Origin of the sequence: Salinimicrobium sediminis, assembly GCF_900215295.1 — a bacterium.
Taxonomy (GTDB): domain Bacteria; phylum Bacteroidota; class Bacteroidia; order Flavobacteriales; family Flavobacteriaceae; genus Salinimicrobium; species Salinimicrobium sediminis.
In genome coordinates this window covers 1,152,763-1,175,081 of the sequence record NZ_OCMF01000001.1, presented here as the reverse complement: position 1 = coordinate 1,175,081, position 22,319 = coordinate 1,152,763, and the positions used below count along the sequence as shown (strand labels likewise).

Annotated in this window: 22 protein-coding genes and 1 tRNA gene; 7 read left to right on the top strand and 16 right to left on the bottom strand. The window is 42.6% G+C overall.

The genetic code is table 11. The features are described from left to right. Positions 1-507 precede the first annotated feature (507 nt). The 10 genes from CRO16_RS05370 to CRO16_RS05330 form a co-directional block, all read right to left on the bottom strand. A complete protein-coding gene (locus tag CRO16_RS05370; RefSeq protein ID WP_097055278.1) occupies positions 508-1,977 on the bottom strand; it encodes a serine hydrolase in 1,470 nt (489 codons plus the stop codon). Positions 1,978-2,210: 233 nt separating this feature from the next. Beyond that, the gene (locus CRO16_RS05365) at positions 2,211-2,687 is read right to left on the bottom strand and encodes a hemerythrin domain-containing protein (protein WP_097055277.1); all 477 of its coding nucleotides are present in this window, start codon (positions 2,685-2,687) and stop codon (positions 2,211-2,213) included. 515 nt (positions 2,688-3,202) lie between these two features. Next, positions 3,203-3,979 (bottom strand): hypothetical protein, encoded by a 777-nt coding sequence (locus CRO16_RS05360; RefSeq protein WP_097055276.1) that lies wholly within the window; start codon positions 3,977-3,979, stop codon positions 3,203-3,205. A gap of 344 nt (positions 3,980-4,323) precedes the next feature. Continuing rightward, on the bottom strand, positions 4,324-5,547 hold the full coding sequence (locus CRO16_RS05355; protein ID WP_097055275.1) for an outer membrane beta-barrel protein: 1,224 nt from the start codon (positions 5,545-5,547) through the stop codon (positions 4,324-4,326). A gap of 270 nt (positions 5,548-5,817) precedes the next feature. Next, the gene (locus tag CRO16_RS05350) at positions 5,818-6,639 is read right to left on the bottom strand and encodes a cyclase family protein (RefSeq protein ID WP_097055274.1); all 822 of its coding nucleotides are present in this window, start codon (positions 6,637-6,639) and stop codon (positions 5,818-5,820) included. Between the two features lie 381 nt (positions 6,640-7,020). Next, complete coding sequence (locus tag CRO16_RS16115) at positions 7,021-7,188, bottom strand: hypothetical protein (protein WP_179670487.1); 168 nt, start codon at positions 7,186-7,188, stop codon at positions 7,021-7,023. Positions 7,189-7,192: 4 nt separating this feature from the next. Continuing rightward, positions 7,193-7,858: a DUF6064 family protein gene (locus tag CRO16_RS05345; RefSeq protein ID WP_097055273.1), complete on the bottom strand. Its 666-nt coding sequence runs from the start codon at positions 7,856-7,858 to the stop codon at positions 7,193-7,195. Positions 7,859-7,912: 54 nt separating this feature from the next. Beyond that, the gene (locus tag CRO16_RS05340) at positions 7,913-8,596 is read right to left on the bottom strand and encodes a hypothetical protein (protein WP_143544429.1); all 684 of its coding nucleotides are present in this window, start codon (positions 8,594-8,596) and stop codon (positions 7,913-7,915) included. A 521-nt stretch (positions 8,597-9,117) separates the two neighbouring features. Then, positions 9,118-9,846, bottom strand: coding sequence for a subclass B1 metallo-beta-lactamase (bla, locus tag CRO16_RS05335; RefSeq protein ID WP_179670486.1), 729 nt, complete (start codon positions 9,844-9,846; stop codon positions 9,118-9,120). A 20-nt stretch (positions 9,847-9,866) separates the two neighbouring features. Beyond that, on the bottom strand, positions 9,867-10,433 hold the full coding sequence (locus tag CRO16_RS05330) for a GNAT family N-acetyltransferase (protein ID WP_097055270.1): 567 nt from the start codon (positions 10,431-10,433) through the stop codon (positions 9,867-9,869). A 299-nt stretch (positions 10,434-10,732) separates the two neighbouring features. On the opposite strand from CRO16_RS05330, the gene CRO16_RS05325 reads away from it, so the two are divergent. Together CRO16_RS05325 and CRO16_RS05320 are read left to right on the top strand one after the other, a co-directional pair. Further along, entirely contained in the window at positions 10,733-11,290 is a 558-nt protein-coding gene (locus CRO16_RS05325; RefSeq protein WP_097055796.1) for a YeeE/YedE family protein, read from the top strand. 3 nt (positions 11,291-11,293) lie between these two features. Then, complete coding sequence (locus CRO16_RS05320) at positions 11,294-11,707, top strand: YeeE/YedE family protein (protein WP_097055269.1); 414 nt, start codon at positions 11,294-11,296, stop codon at positions 11,705-11,707. Positions 11,708-11,751: 44 nt separating this feature from the next. On the opposite strand, the gene CRO16_RS05315 is transcribed toward CRO16_RS05320, so the two are convergent. The 5 genes from CRO16_RS05315 to CRO16_RS05295 all read right to left on the bottom strand — a co-directional run bounded on the left by CRO16_RS05315 (position 11,752) and on the right by CRO16_RS05295 (position 15,160). Beyond that, entirely contained in the window at positions 11,752-12,666 is a 915-nt protein-coding gene (locus CRO16_RS05315; RefSeq protein ID WP_097055268.1) for a pirin family protein, read from the bottom strand. A gap of 105 nt (positions 12,667-12,771) precedes the next feature. Next, a complete protein-coding gene (locus CRO16_RS05310) occupies positions 12,772-13,710 on the bottom strand; it encodes a ring-cleaving dioxygenase (protein WP_097055267.1) in 939 nt (312 codons plus the stop codon). 18 nt (positions 13,711-13,728) lie between these two features. Continuing rightward, positions 13,729-14,271, bottom strand: a complete 543-nt coding sequence (locus CRO16_RS05305) for a YceI family protein (protein WP_097055266.1) — start codon at positions 14,269-14,271, stop codon at positions 13,729-13,731. Positions 14,272-14,371: 100 nt separating this feature from the next. After that, on the bottom strand, positions 14,372-14,956 hold the full coding sequence (locus CRO16_RS05300) for a Crp/Fnr family transcriptional regulator (RefSeq protein ID WP_179670485.1): 585 nt from the start codon (positions 14,954-14,956) through the stop codon (positions 14,372-14,374). A gap of 132 nt (positions 14,957-15,088) precedes the next feature. Beyond that, positions 15,089-15,160 (bottom strand) — tRNA-Arg (locus CRO16_RS05295). A 204-nt stretch (positions 15,161-15,364) separates the two neighbouring features. On the opposite strand from CRO16_RS05295, the gene CRO16_RS05290 reads away from it, so the two are divergent. The 3 genes from CRO16_RS05290 (at position 15,365) to CRO16_RS05280 (ending at position 17,304) form a co-directional block, all read left to right on the top strand. Then, on the top strand, positions 15,365-16,279 hold the full coding sequence (locus CRO16_RS05290; protein WP_245858875.1) for a DUF1028 domain-containing protein: 915 nt from the start codon (positions 15,365-15,367) through the stop codon (positions 16,277-16,279). An 8-nt stretch (positions 16,280-16,287) separates the two neighbouring features. Next, the gene (locus CRO16_RS05285) at positions 16,288-16,662 is read left to right on the top strand and encodes a hypothetical protein (protein WP_097055263.1); all 375 of its coding nucleotides are present in this window, start codon (positions 16,288-16,290) and stop codon (positions 16,660-16,662) included. A 117-nt stretch (positions 16,663-16,779) separates the two neighbouring features. Continuing rightward, on the top strand, positions 16,780-17,304 hold the full coding sequence (locus CRO16_RS05280; RefSeq protein ID WP_097055262.1) for an HD domain-containing protein: 525 nt from the start codon (positions 16,780-16,782) through the stop codon (positions 17,302-17,304). 231 nt (positions 17,305-17,535) lie between these two features. On the opposite strand, the gene CRO16_RS05275 is transcribed toward CRO16_RS05280, so the two are convergent. Then, a complete protein-coding gene (locus tag CRO16_RS05275) occupies positions 17,536-19,089 on the bottom strand; it encodes a M20/M25/M40 family metallo-hydrolase (protein WP_097055261.1) in 1,554 nt (517 codons plus the stop codon). 274 nt (positions 19,090-19,363) lie between these two features. On the opposite strand from CRO16_RS05275, the gene proC reads away from it, so the two are divergent. Both proC and CRO16_RS05260 read left to right on the top strand, forming a co-directional pair. Next, positions 19,364-20,170, top strand: a complete 807-nt coding sequence (gene proC, locus CRO16_RS05270) for a pyrroline-5-carboxylate reductase (RefSeq protein ID WP_097055260.1) — start codon at positions 19,364-19,366, stop codon at positions 20,168-20,170. Positions 20,171-20,412: 242 nt separating this feature from the next. Continuing rightward, on the top strand, positions 20,413-22,221 hold the full coding sequence (locus tag CRO16_RS05260) for an AMP-dependent synthetase/ligase (protein WP_097055795.1): 1,809 nt from the start codon (positions 20,413-20,415) through the stop codon (positions 22,219-22,221). The last annotated feature ends 98 nt before the right edge of the window (positions 22,222-22,319 follow it).

Sequence of the window (22,319 nt, the reverse complement as noted above, 5' to 3'; positions counted from 1 at the left end):
TTGGAGAAATATTATGTTGTTTGTATTTATCGAAGAATCAATTCCTCTTATTTTTTCGCCAGAACAACTACAGTTTATAGGGCTTCTGTAAATTTATTAAAATTCAGTTAAGGAGGTTTACGGTAAAGCGTAATTTGGTGAATTAGTCAATGGTTAATTTGTGATTAGTTGTTCTCGATACAAATCCGCCCCTGCTCCCGCAGGTCCGGCTTCACTCGAACGGACGGGGTTTGGTTATCTGCGAAAATCTGCGTGGTCTGCGGGAAAAAAAATGATCAGTGGTAAGTGGTCAGTGGTCAGAAAAAAAACTCTTTGCGCTCTTTGCTGTTGAACTTTGCGGGCTTTGCGTGAAATTGTTCGGTAGACTTTAGATTATAGACGGAAGTAAAGGTTTCATCAACATATCAATTAAACATTTTTGAAGATAGTGGAAAAACAAAAAACCTTCCGGAATGGAAGGTTTTTTAGTTGAAACTTTTTCTCTTATTGTGCCCTGATCTTCTTCTCTTATTGTGCCCTGATCTTCGCCAGCATGTCTTTCCCGTTTTGATTATCGGGGTTCATTTCTATGGATTTTTCATAATTGGCAATGGCTTTATCCCTTTGACGATCCATCATATAAGCCTCCCCAAGGCTGTCATAGGTGTTCCAGGAATCCGGGTATTCGGCTACGTTTATTTTGAAGACTTCAATGGCTTCTTTGGTCTTTCCGTTCTGCAGCAGTTGGTAACCAATCTGGTTCATTTCATTCTCCTTTAGGCCATAGGTCTCATCGGCTTTCAGTGCCCTGTATTTTGCGAGTCCCGCATCCACTCCGTCTTTGGCGAAAACAGGAAGCACTTCCATTGCAATAGATCTTTTTGGCATATCGGCTTTTTCACCGTGCAGGATGTTATTAATACCCATTGCCATTTCCCTTAACATTGTACCCCCGGTATTATTCAGCAGAACAATAAGATCTTCCTCTTCAGGCACGCGAACGATCAACGTATTGAAGCCGTTGATACCGCCGCCATGGGCCACAATGGAAACGCTGTCTCCCGAAGTGCCCACAGGAAGGTCTCCTATACTCCAGCCATAGCCATATTTCCCATCCCCATCGGGCATTAGCGGACTGAACATTAATTCTTTAGATTCTGCAGAAAGTATCTCGTCCTCATACAGCGCCCTGTCCCATTTGTACAGGTCCTCCACAGTTGAATACATCGATCCCGCAGCATAGGGAAGGGACATATCCAAATATGGTGCGTTTACATATTCGTTGCCGTTCTTCTCATAACCCGCAGCCCGGTTCTTCAATATGGTAGCATGATGATCATAACCTGTATCATCCATGTCGAGAGGTTCAAGGATCTTTTCCTGCAACACCTGCTCATATGATTTTCCTGTTACTTCTTCAATAATATGCCCCAGCAGGAAATATCCCGAGTTGTTATAGGCGAATTTTTCCCCAGGGGTGAATTGCAGGGTAGAATCAGCAAAGACCTTTACAAATTCTGCCGGACTTGAAGGGTCCCGACTTTGCTCCTCAAAGAATCCAGGAAAGGATGTATAGCTTGGAATTCCCGAACTGTGGGTAAGCAGGTGGTGAAGTGTGACCACATTGGCTGCGGGCCCTTTATAATTGGGCAGATATGTGGAAATGGGTTTATCCAGCTCCAGCTTCCCCTCTTCGACAAGTTGCAGGATCAAAGCTGCGGTGAATTGTTTGGTGATAGAACCCAGCCGGTGCTTTGTTTCCGGCTTGTTAGGAATATCATATTCCATGTTGGCCATTCCGAAACCGTCGCTGAAGACCAATTCTCCATCATCGGCGACCAGAGCTGAACCGTTGAACTGGCCGTACTCGTGATATTTATTCAGCAGATCTTTTATCTGTTGAGATTTTTCCTGGGCAAGAAGCATCCCGGTGCTCAGGAACAGAATAGCTGCCAGATAGCCGCTTTTCCGAAGGCATAGATCAATTGAGGTTATCATTTATTAAAGTGTTGGTTACAAAGAGAACGATTCGGGAGGGCGGTTCTAAGTTAATTTAAATTTTTATTATTCAGGGAATTAGGGACTGGTTAATTCAAAATTGGCAGTTCTGAAAAACTTTGCGTGAGCTGCGGGAAAGATTTTCAATTTGCAATGATCAGTAAACAACAGAAATTCTGCGCAGCATTAGAGTACTGCGCAAAAGCGCCTTTAAAATGACATTTTAGGGTGTTCTATTCTTCGTGGTCTGAACCCGGGATCGATTCCGGCCATCCTTTTTTGTATTCTTCCCTGGACTTCTCATATTTTGCAGCGAGTTCTTCGCTCTCCTTTTGGGTGTAGACCTTTTTTGCCTTTCCAAAGAACTCCTCCTCTTCGTCTTCCAAATGATGGTGCACCTTATCCCTCAACTTCTTCAGGGCTCCCAGCCAGTGAGGAGAATCCATTCCGGTGTCCTCCAGTTCCTGTATAAGTTCATCGATCTCATGGTGCTCTGCCATTCCATGTCGTGCATCTTCCTGCATTTTGTCGGTGTCTATGAGAGGTGAATAAAAGTGTCGTTCTTCGGCAACTTCATGAACTTCCAGTTCTTTTCTAAGCTGAGACCAAAGCTCCTGACGCTCTTTAGTATCCCCGGAAGTTTCTAATAACCTGGCAATAAGATCTCTTTGTATGTCGTGGTCTTGCTTAATTGCTTCGTAAATGTTCATGTGGTAAGAAAATTTATGGTTAGTTAAGTTTTTTGATCAGGTTTTACCTGAATCTCTAAGTTACCCATTTTAGGCCAAAGCCCCGAATTCAACCGGATTCTTTAGGAGAGATTTAGCTGAATTTTTAGATTTCTGAAGCTTTTTTCAAAGTGGTTTTGTGAACATCCCTTTTCTCAATATTAATCCGTCTCTGCCCTCACAGTTCCGGATTAACCTATCTACAAACAGGCAGGCTCGAAATGACGGGAGGAAGGATATGAGAAGAATGTATGAGCTGCGGGAAAAAAAGATCAGTGGTCAGTGGTCAGTAGTCAGAAAAAAAATCTCTTTGCGTTCTTTGCGGTTGAGTTTTGCGGGCTTTGCGTGAAAATAGTCGGGAGACCTTTTCCCGGTTAAACATTTTACAAATAATTGCCGTAAACAAATTTCCCATGGATGTTTGTCGTGAGAGACAAAACCCTACAAAAAAACCCACCTATTACAAAGTGGGTTTAATGAATAATAATTAATGTATTTTATTGCCGGTCCATGGCCTTGACGTCTGCGGGCAGTCCACTGAGTTCAGGTTCGAAGATCCATAGTTCAGACTGCTTTCCATCGGTAGATTGCTCCCATTCCTGCATAAAACTTTTCCAGCTATCGGCGCCGTACATTTCTTCGTAAGCCTCTACGAATTTGGGGTCTTCCCCCATCCATGCCATATCATCAAAGAAAAAAACCATAGAAAGGTCCCGCCCATCTTTGGTCGCGGGTAATTCGTTGGTGTAGACTCCGTAGGCCATATCGGGATATTTCCCCTTCATCACCTTCGCTATCTTTTCCATTGATGCCTTTGCCCCTTCGTCCCTGAAGCGTTTGATATCATAGGTATCCACCAGTAACTTGTTTACTTTAAAATCTTTAGGGAAATTGGAGAGTTCATTGTTAAACCGCCAGTAGGATTGATCGGAATCTGCAGTCATATACTTCACAACATTGTTGATCCAGTCGTCGTCATGCGCCTTATCCTCAGGTCTTTTGTCCATAGCACTCCAGGGAAGGGGCCCCATGACCCACATGTATTTGCCAACATTTGGTCCGTTCGAGATGTAATAGACCCGGGCTCCGTAAGGATCGGAAGCGTGAAATTTTTTGTTGTGTGCTGCAATCCCCGCTTCGAACTGTTGGACCTTATCCGGCTGTGGGGTTAAAATGGCATTTTCAAATACAGCGTATTGCTGATTGCTTTGCTCAGGATTTTGTGCCAGAGCCATAAACGGGATCAGGAATAACCAGTACATTACTTTTTTCATGGCTATATATATTAAGATTAATACTCAAAAAATGCAGGGAGCCATTATTGGGAGGGAGATGTAAGTTACGATTAATTATCTGTTCATCAGGGATCTATGTGAAAAATATTATGATTTTGGCCTTCCCATTTCGTTGATCGATCATCAAAGATCAGAACCACTTTGTTCTTCGGAAATGGCCGGCAGGCTTCAATCCATACTCGGAAGTGTAGATTTTTCTGAGGTGCTTAAACTACTCCCAGGGCCTTTTAAAAGCGGATTCAATATGATTTTTAAAGGAAGTATTCTTACCGGATAAGTACCTAAAAAGACCATTTTTGAAACCCTTTTTGTAGGCAGTCTGATTAAAAGAAGGAATACCCGAGAATAAAAGAAACGGTCCTGTACTCAGAATTCCAGTGCGAATAATTGCCCAAAATTTCCCGGCTGGTGTGGTATCTGAGTTCAACGCCGTAAGTATCCTTAAACCTGTATCCAATCCCCATAGCTATATTCCCTCTGGATTTGACCTCCAGATTAGAATGCAGAGTATTATCCATTCTATAGAAATCGAGTTCAGAACCCAGATTAAGGTCAATAACATAGGAAAGGTTCAGGAAGAGCTTTGAGCTATCATTGAGGTATAAATAATGTCTCACCCCAATTGGCAACTCAATGGATCTGTAATCGACTTTGGAGATTAGGGTCCCCCCGTTCACATTGTCTTTTTCCTGTGATTTTTCAGATCTATAATATTGATAAGTGGGTTCTATAATGATAGCCCACTTGTTTTTATTGAACGGCATAAGGAATTCCGCTTCTACTCCAAACCTTAGACCAATCTCATTATCAAATTCTGTATCTCTTGAGTTTACAGCGAGGTTCTCAATGGAAAGAGAGGAGTAATTTATCCCGGGCCGGATGCTTAAATTGAATAGGTCCCTTTGTTGTGTTTCATCATAAACAACATACTCCTGTTCAAGGCATTCGTTATAGTCCTTAAAATAATTTATCAGTTCCCTTTTTTTGTATTCCAGCCTCTCCACCTTTCTCACGCTAAAAGCTGAACAACTAAGATCATTCCACAGCTGCTGCCTGTATCCATCATTGATAGCGATACTTTTATCGGGAGTCAAATATTTTTTATAAATCAATTGGGTAATTTCTGAATCATCTTTGCTGTAGAAGTATCTGGTAATATTCCCATCCTCCAGGGAGTATAGACTGACTTTGCCTTCTACCAGCAGTTTTAAAAAATGTTCTTCCTCGTTAAAGTCAGGATTTCTGTCTTCGCTCAGGTTCTTGATATTCCCGCTTGATCTGTCCACCTTTACAATATGCCTGATGTATTTTGCCACATCGTAGATGCCGAATTCTTTTACTGATTCTAATGTTTCATTTCTGGACTCCTTATTTTCAGATATTTTAAATTCAAATTCGGAGGGATTATTTCTCCAGTCAACATTCCTGATCAAACCCTCCTCTTTTTGATCTTCATTATCTATAAAATATCCTTTTTCAAATTTGATCTGCGAATAACCATTAAGGCTTAAAAGTGCGGTTAAGAATAGCAGTAGATGTTGTTTCATTTTTTTGTTGGTTATGATGGGGGCAAGAGGGTAAGTTCCCGATGAGATTCATTGCGGTGAATCCCGCACAACAGCGGTCCAACCTGACCTCCCTTTATAGAATAAATTTATTAAAATTTTGTTAAAGGAGTTTACGGGAAAACGTAATTGAAAAGCAAATTCCAAAATTCAAGCACCAAATTCCAAATAAAGATATGAGGATGTGGAGATTGGAAGAAAAAAATAGTAGCAGAAAAAAATTTTATAAACGAAAACTCCCTTTTTGCAGGATCAGTCAGGAAGAAGTGCAATGATTCGCAGCGGAGCCCCACTGCCGCCTTTTATCTTCATGGGCAGGGCAATGACCTCAAAACCCTTTGCAGGTAACTTATCCAGGTTAGTGAGATTCTCAAAGGCCGGAATGTTTTGAGAAAGCAGGATCACATGACTGCGAAAGTCTTGAGACTGCCCGTAATCTATACTGGGAGTATCCAGGCCAATCGCATTGATATTTCTCTTATCAACAAGCCATTGAGCTGCTTCAGGAGATAGGCCCGGAAAATGCAGTTTTTTGACAGCCTCTTCCCCGCGTTCAGCCGTGCCCATGTATTTCTCACGGTCCGGATAAAAATTGGAGAAACCGGTTTGCAGTAACACTATACTTCCATCGGGGATCTGCATTTGCTGTTCTTTTTCCCAGCCGGTAAGATCCTCCACCGAGATCAGGTAATCGGGATCATTCATCGCTTTTGAAGAGACATCGATCTTAATAGCCGCGCCCACCAGTCTACGGAGTGGGATCTCATCTACAGTTTGAGCATTGGCAGCAAAATGTATAGGTGCATCTATGTGTGTTCCTCCGTGCTCTGCCGTTTCAAAATCAAAGGCAGAATAGTAGTATCCTTTATCAGTTTGGCCGGCAAAGACGGTATCCAACCGGAATTCTTTAGCAGTGACCCAATATACAGTCTCTTCGGAAAAGGCATGACTGAGATCGATTATACTCGTCTTAGAGAGTACTCCGGTCCTAACCTGATCTGGCTGCTGAAAAAAAGCCGCTTGTGAAGAAAAAGATAGTCCAAACAACAGTAGCAGAAAGAAAACTGATCTCATAATTCACCGTTTTAAAAGGAGATTCGGAAGTCATTATTATAAATGTACTAAAATCAGATATATATTACTGACTTTCAGGCAAAAGAGTATTTGAATTCCAATAGGAAATTTGAGGATGAAAGTGAAAATAAATTCATAATTACAAGCACAAAATCCGAATGCAGATTGAAAGATGTAGTGATTTGAATTGTATAATGAGACAAAAGGGAATATGAATAAATAAACCTCGGTGCATCCGTGGCTTTTCACGATCAAGGAAAATAACTAGCAATGAATAGAAGGTCCTTGTGCTGTTTGCAGGAGTTCGCGGACTTTATCTGAAAATATATTATTGATGTAAAAATTGATCAAAAAGGGCTTGTTAAAAAAGAGAACCGGATTTCAGAATTTAATTCCTCTTTTCTTCATTTCCTCCGCCAGTTTGCCTTCGATCTTTCGGCAGCCACAGTGCTGTGCGTGTTCAAGGTGCCAGGCGATCCTTTGATCCATACCGGGGTTTTTAGGCATCTTATGTAAGGTATGCCATTCTCTGTTGATCTTCCCTTCCATGGCTTCAGGATTTTCTTGAATAATTTACAGCTGAAACAGCCGGCATTTTCTTCCTTTTCAGCAAGTACAGGTCAGCAATAACGGCTGCAATGATCATTAGGAAATCCTGGTACACGCCAAAATTTACTGCAGCCAATGTTCCTATAATTGCCCAGATAGTGGGAATGATCAAAAGATAGCCGGGGAATTTGCTATTGGTTAGCATGAGGAATCCAAAGGTGAGAATGGTAGTGGGGCAGGGTAATCCGAGGGAAATTGTAGTATGGAATTCTGACCCAAACAGGTAACCGGTTAGCGGATAAAGGATCAACCCGAAAAGAACAAAAAAGTATCCGAGGTAAGTGCGTGAGTTCCTTTGCAATCTAAATTCGAGGTTGCTTCTGAAAAACTCTCTTACAAAAAATAAACCCTGAATAATGAAAAGGGCACCAAAGCCATATGCGGCCTTATTGATCGAGGTGAAGAAGCCTATATGGTAGATAAAACCAATCCAAAGCCACAGAAAAGCGAGAAAGCCGGTGATGAAATGATTGCTGTTATTTTTTTGTTTATGAATAAGAACTAAACCCAGAAAGCCTAATCCAATAAAAATGAATTGGGCCGGAAATACTGCAGTATTGTATTTCCCGAATACTTCAAAGAATTGTTCTATTGTGAATGGGGTTTCCATATTCCCATATTTACTGATTCTCCTCAAAGAAGCCCTTTATTCGAAGACAATTGGTTAGAAATCATCACACCGGATCTTGTTGTTTGGCTCCAGTACTAATAAGGTGTCCGAGAACATCCCATTATTCAACATATCTGAAAGATCCTTTCTTGTCCAATTGGCTTCAATAAACTCGGACCTGTCATATTTACCTGATAAGGTATGAATATGAGTGTGATTAGAGAATCTATCGAGCTCCTCTAAATTCTGGATCCTTATTATTATTTCTCCTCCTTTATTTTTTTCGATCAATGCCAGTTGCCACCATTGATTCTCCTGTTTGACATTCAAAATGTAATTTTTCTTCACTCTTCTTAAAAAAGCATTTTGTCCAAGAGTTGTTTCACTTACTGTACGCTCTGTATAGTAAATGGTATCATTTTCTATCATGTATGGAAATCCTTCTCCTAACTCCTGTTTCCACCTGTCGACATAGTAAATCTTGTTATTCTTTAGGAGATAGGAAGAAGAAGTATCGACAAGCTGTTTTGGAATCTTAACATCAAAAACCTCACTGTATTCATAAAAATCCTTTCCTATAGTTACAGTGTTGCCTTCACAAGTCCAGGTTCCTCTATAATCCCTGGGGAAATTCATTATATTTTTTGAATCCACAGGTTGAGGTGTCGATACAGAAATACTATCACAAGAAGTGATCAATGGAAAAACCACCAGTAGTATAATTATCCTAAACAGCATTTTATCCTGTTTATATTTTAGTAATCCATTTTATTCAGGGTCAGACCCTTTTCCATACAGAGATACATTTATTTTCATCCACGGCCTCCCTGGATAAAAATTCCGAATGGGTCGTGTCGATCATGAGCATTAATCCTAAGGACACCGAAAAAAAGGAAACCCATTTTTCAGAACAGTCGGGATTTGAAATGCTCAATTAAGATACGGCAGCTAAAATTTTAGCACCATGACAAATGTCAGGCAGGATGAAGTAAAATTCTTTCAGGAAAACTAAGAACTTTCGGTAAAGTGGTCAGAAGTCTGCGAGATCTGCGGGCAGCTTTTCCAATCGGGAATGATCAATAATTAATGAAGAAAAGATCTCTGCGCCCTTCGCGGTAGAGCCTTGCAAGCTTTGCGTCAAAAATTTTTATTGAATCAAGTGAAAAATTTACAGACTAAAAAAGGCTTTGTCACCTCTGCTTTCCTGTGAAATCTTTCGGGAAATCCATGGTGGTCAGGCAACAAATTTCTACCAGAGATTATGGATTCCGGAATAATTCTATAGTATAATCGAGCAACTCCGGTCCGCCAGGACTTCCATGTCCCGGCACCACAACTTTTACATCAGGAAATCTGAGCTTAATCCTTTTCACAGTCTCTGCCCATTCCCCTACATCGGCATCTGCCAGATTACCTTTTCCGGAGCCGGCGGCTTTTACTAAACAGCCCCCGAAAAACACCTTTTCGGATGGAATAAACCCCACCGCATTATCAAGCGTGTGTCCGGCTCCTAAAAATTCAGTAGCAGTTGTAATTCCACCTATATGAATTTCCAGACTTTTGGTAAAAATATTCTGAGGGACTGAGTAATTATTCTTTTGTGCCAGCTCCTTAGTTAAGGTTGTGGAGTAAGAAGGGATCCCGTTCTTATGAAATTCCTCTAATCCTCCCAGGCAATCTTCATGAAAGTGGGTGACCACCACAGCTTTAATCTTACTTTTCTGATGCTTTTCTATCCAGCCGATCAGGTAAGAAGCCGCATGATCATTTACCGGAGTGTCATAAACCAGGGCTTCATTATTATTTAAATAAAGCACTCCATTAGAGGCAACTTTTCCATATTCTTTAGTATCCAGAAAGGAGATATGCCGGTAAGCATGTTTGCTTATCTGCTCGATTTTCAGTTCATCATTTTCAAAAACGATTTGTGCCGAACCCTGTGAGATACAAAGGATAAAAAAGAAAATTGAAGAAAAAAAATTACTCACGCCTCTGAAAATTAACTGTTTTAATTAAAATTAAAATTCTTCTCCAACAGAGAATAGATCTCCGTATCCAGGAACCTTCCGTTGTAGTAATAATTCTCTCTAAAATAAGCTTCCTTTACAAAGCCCGTTTTTAGCAGGAGTTCCCGGGAGCTGATGTTGGCGGGATTAATATTTGCCTCAATGCTGTGGAGACCCAAATCTTTGAACCCAAAAGAAATGACCGCACGCATGGCTTCTTTCATATAACCCCGGCCCCAGAATTCGGGCAGGAGCGTGTAGCCTATCTCTGCCCTGGCGTTGCTCCTGTCTATCTTGCGCAGGATGATATCTCCCAAATAGTTGCCGGTTTGAGCAGCTATGATCACCCAGAAGAATCCTTTCTTTTGTTGATAGCTTTTTAGGTTTTTGGCGATAAAAGCTTCAGAAGTCTGCACATCGGGATGAGGGTCTGAATCCATGTAGGTCATGACCTGCTCATTGGAACGCAATAACTGCAGGTTGGCCGCATCTTTCAGCTCCTGCTTCCGAAGGAAGAGTCTCTCCGTTTGCAGCTTCGGAAAATTCTCAAAGTATTTCTCGTTGATCATATCAAAGATAAAGATAGATGTTATTCAGATTTGGAGGTGGGATGATTTGAAAATTTCAGGATGAAAGAAAAGGAGTATGAGTGATTAAAAAAATATCTGCGGATCTGTCGGTTATTCTTAATTAACAATGATCAAAAACCAATGAACACAAATTCGTTTTTTGAGAACTTCAAATACAAAATCTAAAAATTTGAAGATGTCATGATTTGAAAAATTCAATAAAGAGATAAAGATTGTGACCTATGATATTGCCCCCGGACCAAAAACCTGCTTATTTTGCAGCCTTTAAAATGATAGTTATGGATTGGATCTTAGAACCTTGGCCGTGGTATGTGGGAGGACCCTTGATTGCAGGAATTCTGTTCCTGCTTTTGTTTGGAGGAAAGACCTTTGGAATGTCATCTAATCTTGAAACCATGTGCGCCATGGGTGGTGCGGGAAAAAGAATAGATTATTTTGCCTTTGACTGGAGAACAAAGCGTTGGAATCTGATCGTGGTTGCCGGTGCGGTCATTGGGGGATTTCTTGCTGCAAATTTCCTGAGCGGAGACACTTCCGTAGATATTGCTCCCGAAACTGTGGACACTCTTAGGACCCTGGGTTTTGAAAGTGCAGGGGAAGCCTATTTGCCAGATGAACTTTTTGCCAACGGGGCGTTTACAGATCCCAAATCCCTGGCGATCTTACTTGTGGGAGGTATTTTAATAGGCTTTGGAGCAAGATATGCCGGCGGATGCACCTCGGGACACGCCATTACCGGCCTCAGTAACCTGCAGTTACCTTCTCTTATTGCTGTTGTGGGATTCTTTCTTGGAGGTCTCATCATGGTTCACCTAATGTTTCCCTTAATCTTCTAAAGCATGAAATATTTAAATTTTTTAATCATAGGGGTCATCTTCGGGATTGTGATGTTTAAAAGTGAAGCCGCTTCCTGGTTTCGCATTTATGAAATGTTTCAATTCCAGTCTTTCCACATGTATGGCATTATGGGCTCTGCCCTGAGCCTCGGAATCGTGGGAACCTGGCTCATCAAAAAATATAAGCTGAAGTCGTTTGACGGAGAACCCATAAAATTTAATCCTAAGACCAAAAGTTTTAGCCGGTATATGTATGGAGGAATCCTTTTTGGTTTAGGATGGGCCCTGGCGGGATCCTGCCCAGGACCAATTTATACGCTTATTGGGGCGGGTTATCTACCCATCCTGGTAACACTTTTAGGAGCATTAATAGGAACTTATATTTATGGCCTCCTGCGGCATAAGTTGCCTCATTAGGAATAATTGAAGATCTGCCTTTTTTCGGGTATTGAAAGAAAGGATTAGGATAAAGGTTCCGGCGACGGATCTTCCTTTTTCCTGAATGGATCTTCGGGCAATGGAATGAATTCCCGGTTATCTGTTGGCGGCAAAAGTATTCTCCCCTGCTTCCAGTCTTCCTTTGCCTGTTCAATACGTTCTTTCCTTGAAGAAACGAAGTTCCACCAGATAAAACGTTCTCCCAGGGGCTCCCCTCCCAGCACTATTAATTCTGCAGGTTCCTTAGCCTTAATAATTGGATCATTGTTCTTGTAGAAGACAAGCATTTGTCCTGCGGAAAAAATCCCACCCGATACCTCTAATTTACCTTTTGCAATGTAGATAGCACGCTCGCTGTGCTTCTCAGGAAGACCAAAAACGGCATCTTTCTGAAGTTTTACGTGCAGGTAGAACATGGGAGAAAGCGTGGCAACATCATTCCTCAACCCAAAGGCATCTCCCGCAATCAACCGCATCCAAATACCTTTATCTGTAAATACAGGTAAGTTTTCGGGTTTATAATTCTCAAAAGAAGGCGCATCTTCTTCATGTTTTTCCGGCAGGGCCACCCAGGTCTGGATCAATTCCAGGGAATTTTGTGCCAGGATCCCCGGGTCTTCAAAGCGCTCGGAATGAGAAATTCCCCTACCGGCAGTCATCCAGTTGACCTCTCCCGGTTTGATCACCTGTTTTACTCCCAGGCTGTCCCTATGGACCAATTCTCCGCTAAACAGATAGCTTACAGTAGAAAGACCAATATGCGGATGAGGCAGCACATCCATGGATTTCTTCAGGCCCGGCCGAAGATCCACGGGGCCGCCGTGATCCATGAAAATAAAAGGGCCAACCATTCTTTTCTTTCTGAAAGGCAGGATGCGCTTCACCTTCATTCCTTCCCCAAGGGAAGCCTGCCGGGCATCAATTACCAGTTTTACCATATGATCAGGTTTTTATGCTTGATGAAAAGCTGAATTGACCAGCGATTCGGAGTATTTATCAGAATAGACCTAATTTTTCTTAAGCCTTATATCTTCTATTACAATTTAATGTTTTAACTCAGGTAAAGCTCTTTCAATCTGCGCCCTCGCAGCTTCATATCTTGCGGGTAAAACCAGATTGTTACCAAGCTCCTCCACGGTTTCATCTATGGCAAACCCGGGATTATCTGTCGCGATCTCAAAGAGCACTCCTCCCGGTTCTCTGAAGTACAGCGAATAGAAATAGTTGCGGTCGATCTTTTCGGTGATCTGCAAACCTTTTTCCAGCACCTTCGCTCTCATCGTCATGAGATCCTCTTCATTCTTCACCCGAAAGGCCACGTGGTGATTGGTTCCCCTGGAATTTATTCCGCGATAGGCATCGGGCAGTATAAAAATGTCTACAAAAGCGGCATTTTCCACGGCATCTGTTCCATAGCGGTAAAAACTCCCTTCAGTTTTAATCTTTTTATACCCGAAGATCTCTGTTAATACCTCTGCGGTTTCTTCTATAAAGTTTAAAGTGAGGGTCACTGCATGGAAACCTTTGATCACATTTTGGGAAGGAATCAATTCTGTTTCATAACCATTGCGAGCATCTGAATGTGCAGCCTCTATTAAAGTTAATTTCAAACCATCGGGATCTAAAAAAGGCAATTGCCTTTCTCCAAACCTTTCCCTGATCTGGAAGTGTCTTATATTCTTTTCCTCAAAGCGATCTTTCCAGAATTCCAGGCTGCCTTTAGGTACCGAATATCCAATTTCTGTCGCCATTCCTGCTCCATCCTGTCCCGGTCTGGCTCCCGGCCAGGGAAAGAAAGTAAGAATAGTACCCGGACTTCCCACCTCGTCTCCAAAATAAAAATGATAGGTTTGAGGGTCATCAAAGTTGACTGTTTTCTTCACCATTCGCAGCCCCAGGATCTTGGTGTAAAAATCATAATTGCGCTGTGCATCTCCCGCTATGGCAGTGATGTGATGCAGTCCTAATATTTTGTTTTCCATTATTATGCTTTTTAAAGATTATGCCTGTTTAATAAATTGAAATTCTCCATTGATACGCACCTCATCACTCACCAGCACGCCTCCGTTTCCCAGCACGGCGTTCCACTTGAGGCCCCAGTCTTTACGGTTGATCTTTCCGCTGACGGAAAAACCGGCTTTGACCTGTCCGGCAGGATCGGTCATTATTCCGCCATAGTCCACCTCCAATACTACCTCTTTGGTAGTGCCCTTAATTTTGAGCAGGCCGGTTAATTTGTAGTTCTCCTCATCCAGTTTTTCGAAACTTGTCCCCTTAAATTTCAATGTTCTGTACAGGTTTGCATCAAAAAAATCCATGCTTTTTAAATGCTCATCCCGCTCGGGGTTATTGGTATAAATAGAACGGGAATCTACTGTAGCCTTGATTTTTGCCTTGTTGAAATCCTCTCCTTTAGAAATAAGTTGTCCGTCAAATTTTTGAAACTCCCCTTTTACATGGCTTATCATCAAATGTTTCACCCTAAAGGTAAGCTCACTGTGAGCCGGGTCTAATTTCCATGTAATTGTATTTCCTGCTACCATCGCCTGTATTTTAAATTGATAATCAAATAATTACAAAGCAAATTTCAGCAAATCCTTCTCTAAAATGATTCACCTATGTTAAGAAAGCAGAATTAGCAAATTACTTCTGAAAAAGGTTTTTCCGAATCCTGCTCAACGATTGTGGTTTGATACCAAGATAAGAAGCAATAAGATATTGCGGAATTCTCTGTACGAAATAAGGACGTAACCTTGAAAATTCCCTGTAACGGTGTTCGGCATCTTCACTTATGGTTCCTAATATCCGGTCGTGGAGCGAGGCCAGCGCATTTTGCATAAGAATACGAAAGAAGCGGTCAAAAAGCGGATGAGCACAGCAAAGGGCATCATAATCCTCTCTGTTGATCAATAGTGCTCTCGTGGGTTCCAGGGTTTTAATATTTGCTACGGAAGGTTTGCCGGTAAAATAACTCGCTGCATCGGTGATCCAGTACTCTTCAATGGCCAGTTCTATCACGCTCTTATCTCCTTTCTCATTGACGTAATAGGAATAGACAGAGCCTTCCAGGATAAAATATTGGTATTTGCAGTCTGCGCCCGCTTCAGAAAGTAGTACTTTCTTGTCAAAGGATTTTTCGAAAGAGTATTGCTGAAGAAGCTCGTATAGCTCTTCCGGAATATCTTCTCCCAGAACTCTTTTGAGATTTTTGATCAAGGTTTCCTGCACACCAAATAGCTTGAGTATTTAAAGATAAAGATTTCCTGCAGTCACCTCAAAGAATTAAACAGCCGGTAATTAAATGACAGCTTTAATAAGAAAAAATGCCCTTTTTAAAAAGGGCATTTTCATAGCTATTTGTAGCCTCGCCAAGAATCGAACTTGGATCTACAGTTTAGGAAACTACTATTCTATCCATTGAACTACGAGGCCAACTAAGGGATGCAAATTTAAAAACTTCCAGTCGGTTTATTTGTCATTAATCTCATTTTTTTGCCACCCTGCATAAGGAATTTGAGGTATAATATTATTTCTTACTTTTAAAGACCTTAATCTGTGGAAAATATGCGACTATTTCTTGTCTTGCTTTGCTGTTTACCTTTAAGCTCAAAGGTTTCTGCTCAAACTGCTGAGATCATGAAAGATCCTTTTGCCCACACCTATTCTATTGTAGCCCGGGATGCAAAAACGGGAGAAATGGCTGTGGGGGTGCAAAGCCACTGGTTCTCTGTAGGCTCTATAGTCTCCTGGGGAAAGGCAGGAGTGGGCGTGGTCGCCACCCAGTCTTTTGTAAATCCGGCTTATGGTCCTAATGGATTAAAATTAATGGAACAAGGCTTGGCTCCTGCAGAAGCACTTACTATACTTCTAGCCCTTGATGAAGGGAAAGCATACCGCCAGGTTGCATTTTTGAATGCCAATGGTGAAACTGCCGTGCATACAGGAGAAAAATGTGTGGAGGCTGCAGGAGATTTTGCTGCTGAAAACTTTTCTGTACAGGCTAATATGATGCTGAATGATAAAGTTGTTCCCGCCATGAAAAAGGCATTTTTGGAACATGAAAATCTGCCCTTGGCAGAACGCGTGCTGAAGGTTTTACAGGCTGCGGAAGCTGCCGGTGGGGATATCCGCGGAAAACAATCCGCCGCACTTATTGTTGTAGGTGCCGAAGAAGTAGAGCATCCGTGGGAGGAAAAGAAGATCGACCTGCGGGTAGATGATCATGCCGAACCACTTGTAGAGCTGGAGCGCCTGCTAAAGGTTGCCCGTGCCTATGAATTTATGAACCGCGGCGATCTCGCCATGGAAGCAGCCAATGTTGAAAAAGCTTTGGAGGAATATGGAGGTGCAATGGAATTGTTCCCCGAAAATCTTGAAATGAAATATTGGACAGCAGTTGCCCTGGCGAATAGCGGAAGAATGGACGAAGCAAAACCACTTTTTGAAGCTATTTTTAAAGCAGATCCCAACTGGAAAGAAATGACCAGAAGATTACCGGCCTCGGGCCTGTTGAATATTTCCAAAAAAGAACTTGAAGAACTTACTAAATAAAACTTGTCATGAAAAAAACTAAACTGAATCTATTTGTACTCGCCGTAGGATTAATCTTTACGGTTTCCTGCAACGATAGCGAAAAACAGGCTGAGGCTTCCACTGAAGCTACACCGGCCGCAACCGAGAATACTACCAATGCTGCTACTGAAGAGGTAAAGGTTAATCCTGCGCACGGTTTGCCGGGGCACAGATGTGACCTTCCGGTAGGAGCACCGTTAAATGGAACGGCAGCCAATACTGCTACGCCAACTTCTACCAACAACACCCAGTCCACCACGGTTTCACCTGTGAGAGTAAATCAAACTCCGTCGGTCAATCCGCCACACGGGGAACCCGGGCATGATTGTGCTATTCCTGTTGGAGCACCATTGGATAAATAAACTGTCAAAAATGGCATTTTTCAAGGTTGTTTAAAAAGCTGACCAAAGCTTTTTAAACAACCTTTTTTGTTGCTTTTCCTCCTTCTGAAAAATCATTAATTTGACAAGAAAAAATTCATGGAAGAGGAGGCATTGAGGTTCGCAACTGAAGCCCACGGTGAACAACAAAGGAAATTCACAAATGAACCTTATATAGAACATCCAAAACGGGTGGCAGAGATCGTAAGAGGAATTCCCCATACTTCTGAAATGATCTGCGCTGCATACCTGCACGACGTGGTGGAAGACACAGCTGTGGAAATTGAAGAAATACAGGAAAAATTTGGAGCTAAGGTGGCTCAGCTTGTCGGGGAACTTACCGATGAATTTATGAAGGTAAATTATCCACACCTCAACAGAAAAACCAGGAAACAAAAAGAAGTGGAAAGGCAGGCAAATATAAGTGCGCAGGCGAAAACCATCAAATTAGCCGATGTTATAGACAACACCCCGGATATCGTAAGGAACGACCCGGGATTCGCCCGAAAATATCTTTTTGAAATGGAAGCACTCACCCGGGTGTTAGTGGGTGGCGACAAAGAACTATTCGACCGTGCCCGTCGGGAAGTCGCAGCGGGAAAAGAAGTCCTGAAAATGAAATGAAGCACCGGAAAAATCAGCTTTTTGACACCTCTGATTATAAACCGTTAAAACAGTTTATGATTTTCAACCTCTCTCTACCACGGATTAAAATCCGTGGCTCCGGGAAAACCAAAAAAAATAGCCCCGGGTTTTAAACCGGGGCTAAAAGAAAGCTCATAGTCAGAAATGATTTCAGCCATTTCCTAATGCCATCAAAGTCTTGATTCTTTCTCTTGACTCTTGTTTCCTTATTTAATCCAATCCTCCCTTGCGGTTAGGAGAGCGTGGTTCCGGCCAGGTTTGAGGCTCCCCGGTCCTTGGGTTGTTCTTTAATTTGATCTGCTCTCTTGATGCTTGCTCCTCATCTTCACTCGCCATATAGGCAAGAACAGCTGTAAGGATCACATTATTTCTCACATCGTCAAAAACGATCTTGTCATAAGTATCGCGATTGGTGTGCCAGGTGTAGTTCCAGTACGCCCAGTTCAGGGAGCTAAGGTTAAAAGCAGGTGCTCCCGCGGCTACAAAGGATGCATAATCTGAACCTCCACGACCCGGACTTCCGGGAAAGTTGGTTTCGATGTGTTGAGTGACAGTATCGGGCACTTTGGCCAGCCAGTCTCCCAGATAATCATAGGCATGCAAAAAGCCGTTTCCGGAGATATTAACCACTCTTCCGGTTCCGTTATCCTGGTTAAATACCGCCTGAATGTTCTTCACTATCTCGGGATGATCTTCCACGAAGGCACGGGAACCGTTAAGTCCCTGCTCCTCGCTTCCCCACAATCCAACAATGATGGTGCGCTTAGGGTTTGGATAATGCTTTTTGAGAATACGTGCAGTTTCCATCATTACGATGGTTCCCGTACCATTGTCGGTTGCACCGGTTGCGCCATCCCAGGAATCAAAATGTGCCGAAAGCACGATGTATTCTTCAGGAAGTTCGGTGCCTTTAATGGTAGCAATGGTATTAAAGGTGGGTACAGTGCCCAGATCTTTAGATTCTGAGGTCACCCTAATCTGGGGTTTACTTCCGTTTTCGGCAAGCCTGTAAAGCAGTCCGTAATCCTCTAGAGATAGATCAAGCGTGGGGATTTTTTCTGTATAAGCCCCAAATATTTTATTCACCCCAAATCCGCGGGACCAGTTGGAGGTGATAATTCCGGCGGCACCGGCTTTTTCAAGAGCTACGGGCAAAGTGCGGGAATTATACCCCATGGTGCGGAATTTATCTCTCCAGGCATTGCTTTGCTCCTCCCGCTCCTTTTTCATCTTTTCAAAAGAAGCTTCGGTTGCAAATTCTTCCCAATTATAATCGGGCCTTCCGGTATTTTCTTTCATTGAGATAAGGACGAACTTACCTTTGGCTTTAGGCAACCACTTCTGGAAAGCCAGGGAATCCTGAATTTCTTCAGGCAGGGTGATCACTTCGGCGGTTACAGGTTTCTTTCCTGTGGAAGGGCTCCAGGCAAGTTGTCTGCCCTCGAGGGTTTGCAACCTTGGGCTCACCATATCAATATGAGTTACGCCGCGTTCCCAGCCGCGCCATTCGCCCCATTTCTGCTTTTCGGCAGGGATACCCCAGCTTTCAAACTTTTTGACAGCCCAGTTATGAGCATTGTTCATTTGTGGCGTACCTACCAGGCGGGGGCCAATACTGTCCAGCAGCGAATGCGCAAGGCTCTCCAGTTTTGAGTTTTCTTCGGCTTCCCTAACAATGCTTTCAATAACAGGATCATCCTGTGCAATAACAATGTTTCCCCACAGGACTAGGCAGAGAAACAAAATTCCTGTAAATTTTTTCATGAGAAATTAAGTTTTTATTGAGGTTTGTTCAAATATATCAAAAGGAATGTAATTTTAGAGAGGGCTTAATTCATGGGGCCTTGCTTCGGAAGCTTAAAAACCTGACGTAATTTCAGGAAAATGACCATTTGTCGGGAGTTATGGTTATTCCGAATTTACCTGGAGCCCTCTAAAATGGTACCCTATCGGATTTTATTCCGCAGAAACAGAGAAAATTTGGAAAAACTGAAGGTCCTGTACAGTCTTTGCACAAACATTACAAAATAATGATATAATGAAAGTTTTAGTTATTGGAGCAGGAAATATGGGTCTTACCTATGCAGAAGGTATGGCCAGATCAACATTTTTAAATCGCCGGAAGCTCATGGTTTTCGATGTGTCTCCAGATAAGATCATCTCCCTGAAAGAAATGGGCATTTTTGATGTGTATGAAAAGCTGGAGGACGCTTTGCCGGAAGCAGACGTGATCTTCCTGGCTGTAAAGCCCTATCACAGTGAAGAACTCTTCCAGAAGATGAAGCCCATGATGAATAAGGAACAGATCGCCGTTTCCCTTATGGCCGGAGTAACCATTGGTACAATCCAGAAAGGCCTGGGGATCAATAAAGTTGTTCGTGCCATGCCTAACCTACCCGCACAGGTAGGGAAAGGGGTAACCTCTTATACCGAATCGAAAGAGGTTTCCCGCGTGGAATTGTTAATGATAAGGAACCTGCTGGATACCACGGGAGAATCCATTCATGTGGAAAACCAGAAATTCATCGATGCCTCTACCGGAATTTCGGGTAGCGGGCCGGCCTATGTTTTCTATTTCATGAACTCCATGCTGGAAGCAGCCTTAAAAATGGGATTTTCTGAACACGATTCCCGCGTCCTGGTGAGTCAGACGTTCGAAGGAGCGGTAGAATTGTTCAATCAGAACGATCTCTCTCCTACGCTATGGATGGACCGCGTGGCCTCAAAAGGAGGAACCACCCGCGCAGCTTTAGATTCTATGGACGATAATAACGTAAAGGAATTGATCAAGGAAGCTGCCTACGCTGCTTTTGACAGAGCTGTGGAACTGGGAGAAGAAAGTTAAATGGATTTAGAATTCAAAATTTAAGATTCAAAATTGATCTCTTGAAATACCATTCCAACCTCCCGGATTTTAAATACCCGGGAGGTTTATTGTTTTCCGGTTGAGGAGCAAAGAGCTTCAGAAAATATTTGTGGTTCTTCCCGCATCTTTTTATCTTATTTATATAATACTTTTGCGCTCCCTGTGTCATCATGCAGGGACATAACTTCCACTTTTTTTCGGAAGAGATAACAGCGATTAGAATGAATCCACAGGTAAAAAATTCAGGAGAACCAAAGCGGCTTTTTGACTGCCTAAGCTATCAATTGGAAAACTTTCCTCTGCCCGATACGCTTGCAGCCAAGGAAGAAGGAGAATGGAGAAAATACAGTACCGCAGAGGTAAAACAAAAAATAGATGAAATTAGTGCTTCCCTTTTAAAAATGGGATTTTCGGGAGGTGACGGTAGTGTTGAAGGCAGGGATAAGATTGGTATTATAAGCCAGAATTGTCCCGAATGGATGATGGCAGATATGGCTATTCAGCAAATTGGTGCCGTCTCTGTTCCGGTTTATCCCAATATTACCAACGAAGAATTAAAATTCATTCTTCAGGATGCCAATGTGAAGATGGTCTTTGTGGGTGACAAAATCCTCTTTGGAAAGGTCATGGAGATCGAAGCAGAACTACCTGCTTTGCAGAAGATCTATTCCTTTAAAGAAGTCCCGGGAGTAGAACAACTTACGGCCTTAATGCAGGAGATCACTCCCGAAGAAAAACTACAGGTAGAGAAGCACCGGGGGCAGGTAAAGGAAAATGACCTGGTTTCCATTTTATACACCTCCGGCACCACGGGTACTCCCAAAGGGGTCATGTTATCACACAGGAACATTCTGAGCAATGCTATGGGCGCTGCAGAAGTTATACAGGAAGTTGGGGTTAAAGGTAAACGTGTGATAAGTTTCCTGCCTCTTAATCATGCTTTTGAACGTATGGCCACCTACTGCCAGTTCTATAGCGGGGCAGCTGTTTATTATGCCGAAAGTATGGATACCATTGCCGCCAATCTCAAAGAAGTTCAACCCACGCTTTTCACCACCGTTCCCCGTCTGGTGGAAAAAGTATATGAAGGTATCCTGGCAAAGGGAAATGAATTAACCGGGATCAAAAAAAAGCTGTTTTTCTGGGCTCTTGGTTTAGCCGAAGAATTTGAGATCAACAAACCAAAAAGTCTATCCTACATGGTGCAATTGGCATTGGCAGATAAGCTGATCTTTAGCAAATGGAGAGATGCATTGGGCGGAGAAGTAAAATCTATTATTACGGGCGCCGCTGCATGCCAGGTGAGATTGCTGCGCATTTTCACCGCCGCAGGCATAGTGATCCAGGAGGGTTATGGATTAACTGAAGCCTCTCCCATTATAAGCGGAAACCGTTACAACGAAAAGAACAGGATGTTTGGCACAGTGGGGCCCCTGCTCAGGGAAGTAGAGGTGAAAATAGCCGAAGACGGGGAAATTCTCTGTAAAGGCCCTAATGTGATGATGGGTTATTATAAACGTCCCGATCTTACAGAAGAGGTGATGGATGGGGAGTGGTTGCGTACCGGGGACATCGGGGAAATTATAGATGGAAAGTTCCTGAAGATCACAGATCGCAAAAAAGAGCTCATCAAGACCAGCGGCGGGAAGTATGTAGCTCCACAGCCCATTGAAAATAAGATGGTAGAGAGTCCATGGATCGAACAGATCATGGTGGTAGGAGAATTTCAGAAATTTGTTGGCGCGCTTGTGGTTCCGGCGTTTGAAGCCCTCAAAAAATGGTATCTGGACCAGGAATTACCCTATCCCGGGAATGACAAAGTTCTTCATGCAGCAGAAGTGCGGCAATTGATCAGTGATTCTGTCAAAAAATACAACCTCAATTTCAATCCGGTGGAACAGATCAAGCAATTCCGCCTGCTCCCACATGAATGGACTATTGAAGGGGGAGAATTAACGCCCACGCTAAAGCTTAAACGCAGAACGATCACGGAAAAATACCAGGAGTTTATTCATTCTATTTATAGTTAAATTAAACTCCCGGAATAACCCTTTCAGGGTTTGGAACCCTGAAAGGGTTTTACTCGCCCAAACCTTTATAAACAAAAAAGCCATCTAAAAAAGATGGC